This is a genomic window from Mesorhizobium sp. M7A.F.Ca.ET.027.03.2.1, assembly GCF_003999175.1.
Lineage (GTDB): Bacteria > Pseudomonadota > Alphaproteobacteria > Rhizobiales > Rhizobiaceae > Mesorhizobium.
This window is the reverse complement of the sequence record NZ_RZOM01000466.1, coordinates 1-4,580: the sequence shown is the minus strand read 5'-3', so window position 1 is coordinate 4,580 and position 4,580 is coordinate 1. Positions and strand designations below refer to the sequence as shown.

General features: G+C 59.5%; 4 protein-coding genes. 2 read left to right on the top strand and 2 right to left on the bottom strand.

From position 1 onward, the window contains the following. Window positions 1–17: 17 nt before the first annotated feature. Complete coding sequence (locus EN750_RS19850) at window positions 18–1,205, top strand: porin (RefSeq protein WP_127397410.1); 1,188 nt, start codon at window positions 18–20, stop codon at window positions 1,203–1,205. Window positions 1,206–1,369: 164 nt separating this feature from the next. Here EN750_RS19850 and EN750_RS19845 read toward each other — a convergent pair whose 3' ends face one another. Continuing rightward, window positions 1,370–3,049: a sulfotransferase gene (locus tag EN750_RS19845; RefSeq protein ID WP_127397409.1), complete on the bottom strand. Its 1,680-nt coding sequence runs from the start codon at window positions 3,047–3,049 to the stop codon at window positions 1,370–1,372. A gap of 108 nt (window positions 3,050–3,157) precedes the next feature. Here EN750_RS19845 and EN750_RS19840 point away from each other — a divergent pair, with 108 nt between their 5' ends. Further along, the gene (locus tag EN750_RS19840; protein ID WP_127397408.1) at window positions 3,158–4,270 is read left to right on the top strand and encodes a pyridoxal phosphate-dependent aminotransferase; all 1,113 of its coding nucleotides are present in this window, start codon (window positions 3,158–3,160) and stop codon (window positions 4,268–4,270) included. A gap of 34 nt (window positions 4,271–4,304) precedes the next feature. On the opposite strand, the gene EN750_RS19835 is transcribed toward EN750_RS19840, so the two are convergent. After that, window positions 4,305–4,580 (bottom strand): GNAT family N-acetyltransferase (locus EN750_RS19835; protein WP_145967783.1); only part of this gene is annotated, 276 nt, incomplete at its 5' end.

Genomic DNA, 4,580 nt, shown 5'->3' with positions numbered 1-4,580 from the left:
TGACTGGAGGTCAGAAAATGAACATCAAGAGCCTTCTCCTCGGCTCCGCTGCGGCCCTGATCGCAGTTTCCGGTGCGCGCGCCGCCGACGCCGTCGTCGTCGCCGAGCCGGAACCCGCTGAATACGTCAAGATTTGTGACGTCTACGGCGCTGGCTACTTCTACATCCCCGGCACCGAAACCTGCCTGCGCGTCGGCGGCTATGTCCGTTACGACATCGGTGCTGGCGACGTCGGCTCGTTCGATGGTGCTCGCAGCAATGACGTGCAGGACGGCAAGAACCAGGGAGCCTGGTACAAGAACACCCGCTTCACGCTCAAAACCTGGACCGGCCAGGAGACCGAGCTCGGCACCTTGAAGACCTACACCGAGACCCGCTTCAATTTCGGCAACAGCAACGGTGATCCCGACTTTGGCCCGAACGATGCGCACAACAAGGACGTATCGCTGAACTTCGCCTGGATCCAACTTGGCGGTCTGCGCGTCGGTAAGGACGAATCGGCCTTCGATACGTTCATCGGCTACGCCGGCAATGTCATCCAGGATACGCTGGTTCCCTACGGCGACTTCGACACCAACGTCGTCCAGTACTATTTCGACGCAGGCAATGGGTTCTCGGCCGTGCTCTCGCTCGAAGAAGGCTCGGGCGCCGGCTCCGTCGACGATCTTGGCAACGGCAAGTATGGCGTTGGCACGATCGATAGCTATGTTCCGCATGTTGTCGGCGGCGTGAAGTGGACCCAGGGCTGGGGCGCGATCACCGGTGTCGTTGCGTATGACAGCAACTACGAAGAAGTCGCCGGCAAAGTTCGCTTGGATGTGAACGTTTCCAACGAGTTGTCGTTGTTCATCATGGGTGGCTATGGCACCGACGACAACCTCAACGACCCGACCTATAATCAGCCCGCGGGCGGTCGCGGCTTCTACAAGCAGTGGGGCGGCAACTGGGCAGTGTGGGGCGGTGGCACCTACAAGTTCAACGAGAAGACCTCGTTCAACCTTCAGGCGTCTGCTGATGACTGGAAGAACGTCGGCGTCGCAGCGAACGTTGCCTATGACATCGTTCCCGGCTTCACCGTCACGGCCGAAGTTGACTATCTTCATGCCGGCAAGTTCGATGAGGGCAGCACGGATAACGTCGCCTGGACTCCGGCCGACAAGAAGAACAGCGTCGGCGGCCTCCTCCGCTTCCAGCGCTCGTTCTAACGGACCGAGCCTGGCTGAAAATCTAACCCGGCGGGCAACCGCCGGGTTTTTCGGCCGTCGCGCCTCTTTTAGATCTTGCAGGTGTCGACCTGCTCAATGGATGGACTGCCCGGATTGCCGGAGCAGGCGACGCGGTGTGCACTGACGATGCCTGGATTTCCAGATCAGATATGGGCCAAATCGCCTAGGGCCTCGATCAAGGGCTGGATCTCGCTTTCGTAATTCTTCCACTGCCTGACGGAAGACTTATAGATCGGCTGGCGCACCTGCCAATTGCTATAGGTGTTTACGGAGCCGCCCCTGTCAAAAAAGCGCAAGCAGATATCGTCCCAGGGTAGTCCGAGATAATCTATGAGACAGCGCGACTGCTGTTCTTGATTTTCAATCAACGTCTCGTACCGGTTTTCGAAGATACGGCCCGGGAAAATCTTGTCCCAATGCCGCATCAGGCGATCATACTCCCTGTAGTAAAGCCCCAGTGTCTCCAGATCGGCGCTGTAGCTATGCGCTTCATTGAATTGCAGGACAAAGCAAGAGATACAGTTGTCAATGGCGTCGCGGCGACAATGAATAATGCGGGCGTTGGGGAAAAGAACGCCAATAAGGCCGACCAGCTCGAAATTGTGAGGCATCTTGTCGATAATTCGAAGCGCATCGGGGGCCCGCTCGCGCAGATAGGCAAGATGTTCCGCAGCCAGCGCCCTGGACAGCTGTGGCGTCATCGATGCGATCGCCTCACCCGGGCTTATGCCGGATCCATACCTAAGATCGAGCCCATTCGATGTGCGCCTAAGCTTTGTTAACTCGCCAGCACCATGAACATAGGGATGGCTGGCGCAGATCTGCTCAGTCAGTGTCGTTCCCGAGCGAGGCATCCCGACTACGAACACGGGCAACTCCGAGACATTGCCAGAAGCAGCCCTTGAAGCCACCAAATCCGGTGTAAAGGTTTCGATCAGGGCGTCGACCCAACGACGATAGGATTGAAGATCGAACCTGCTGCCGCCGGCTTGATTTCCTTTTTTGAAGTGCTTCATCGCCTCCTTGTAGCGACCGAGGTCGTTGAGCAGCTTTCCGGCTGCGTGATGGAGCGCCGTCGCTCCCTTAGACCCGTGGTCAGGGTCTTGAAGCTCCGTCAGGATCGCAGCGAGTTCTGGTGGCTCTTCAGTGAATTTGTGCGTGCGTACAAGTGAATTGTAGGCAGCAGGTATCGCGATGCGCCGATCTATTGCCTCTTTGAGATGAACCGCGGCTTCGTCCATGCGGCCGAGGCTTGCCAGCGCACGAGGCAGCCCCAATCGGGCCATAGGATGATCTCGATCGACCCTGAGCGCCTTCTCAAAGAGAGGCAGCGCCATTTCCCCCTTGTCAAACGAATTGTATGCATCGCCCAAGGCGCAAAGCGCTTCCACCAGATCTGGCTTCAATGCCAATGCGTGCTGAATGTGTTTGATCGCTGGTGTAAACTCGCTGAGCCTCAAATAGGCTTGACCGAGGCTTAGGTGATAGTAGGGGTTTAGAGGCTCCTGCGCGATCGCCCGAGCAAAATACCGCAGGACCTTTTCGTCATCGTACCCGATCCCCAGCGTCCCAAGTATATAAAGGGCCAACGGATGTTCGGGCGTTCTCGCCAGAACGCGATGACAGAGTTCTTCCGCCTCAGGCAATCGATTCTCTTGCTGGAATTCGAGCGCCTGCCTCAACATCATATCGGTGGCCTGAGGGCGAGACGGAGCTGCCTTTGCGGGCTTAGGTTTCGGTTGCCCAATCTTCGGCGGTGCGCCCTTCGGCGCTAGTTGGGTATTAAGGTGCTTGGCCCAAGCGGGCGGCAATCGGTTGCTCATTCTATTCTGCTAACAAAACGGATCAGCGAAATCCAGTGCGGCATTGTCATCTTGCACCGAACATGCCTCCACGCTAGCAAGAAGGCCCTTTTCAAGCGAGCTTCCACCATGCACCAGCGCCCTCCCCTCATGCCACTCATCGCAGCGCTTCCCTCGACGGTGCCGTTTGTCGGCCCCGAAGCGCAGGAGCGCGAGCGTGGCCGCGCTTTTCGCGCCCGCATCGGCGCCAATGAGAGCAGCTTTGGTCCCTCGCCGCGCGTCACAGCCCGGATGGCCGAGATCGCCGGCGACATGTGGATGTATTGCGATCCCGACAATCACGATCTGAAGGTGGCGGTCGCCGCGCATCACGGCGTAAAGGCCGAGAACGTCGTTGTCGGCGAAGGCATAGATGGCCTGCTCAGCCTGGTGGCACGCATGTATGTCGCGCCTGGTGACGCGGTGGTTACCTCGCTCGGCGCTTACCCGACCTTCAACTTCCACATTGCCGGTGTCGGCGGGCGGCTGGTGACAGTCGCTTACGAGAACGACCAGGAAAGCCTGGATGGCCTGCTGGGGGCGGTGCGCAAGGACAAGGCCCCGCTGGTCTATCTCTCCAACCCCGACAATCCAATGGGCAGTTGGTGGGAGGCGAGCGAGATCATCCGCTTCATCGAGGCGCTGCCGCGAACCACCATGCTGGTGCTCGACGAGGCCTATGGCGAACTCGGGCCGGCCTCGGCGATGCCGCCGATCGATATCTCCAGGCCAAACGTCATCCGCATGCGCACCTTCTCGAAGGCTTACGGGCTGGCGGGCATACGCTGCGGCTATGCGATCGCCGAGGCCCAGGTGATCCGCGACTTCGAGAAGATCCGCAACCATTATGGTGTCAGCCGCATGGCGCAGATCGCCGGCGTCGAGGCGCTCGCCGATCAGGACTATCTGCAAAGCGTGGTGGCGCGGGTCGCGGCTGGCCGCCGACGCATCGCAGGCATTGCCGAAGCGAACGGGCTGAAGCCGCTGGCGTCGGCGACCAACTTCGTCACCATCGATTGCGGCGGCGATGGCGCTTTCGCGCTGAAAGTTCTGCAAGGTCTGCTGTCACGCGACGTCTTCATCCGCAAGCCCATGGTGCCACGGCTCGACCGCTGCATCCGCATCAGCGTCGGTCTCGATCACGAGCTCGACATTCTTGCCGAGGAGTTGCCTGGCGCGCTGGCAACAGCGCGGGGAAATTAGGTTCCGTCTGCAAGCAAACCAGCTGCAAAGCAGCCTACAAATCCATTTCCCAGGTCTGGCCGGTCAGATCCTTGCCGAAGCTGTGGTGGTGCTCCTGCGAGACCAGCCTGAAGCCGGAACTTTCGTAGATCGCGCGCGCGGCGACGAGGATGTCGTTGGTCCACAGCACCAGCTTGGCGTAGCCGCAAGCCCGGGCCTGGTTCACGCATTCCGCGACCAGTCGTTTGCCGATGCCGAGGCCGCGCGCCGACGCCTCGACATGCAGCATTCTCAGCTTGGCCATTTCGTCGTCCTGATGAACCAGGAACAC

Coding starts and splice junctions, on each gene's coding strand:
- EN750_RS19840 (WP_127397408.1), top strand. CDS start 3,158: ATGCACCAGCGCCCTCCCCTCATGCCACTCATCGCAGCGCTTCCCTCG.
- EN750_RS19850 (WP_127397410.1), top strand. CDS start 18: ATGAACATCAAGAGCCTTCTCCTCGGCTCCGCTGCGGCCCTGATCGCA.
- EN750_RS19845 (WP_127397409.1), bottom strand. CDS start 3,049: ATGAGCAACCGATTGCCGCCCGCTTGGGCCAAGCACCTTAATACCCAA.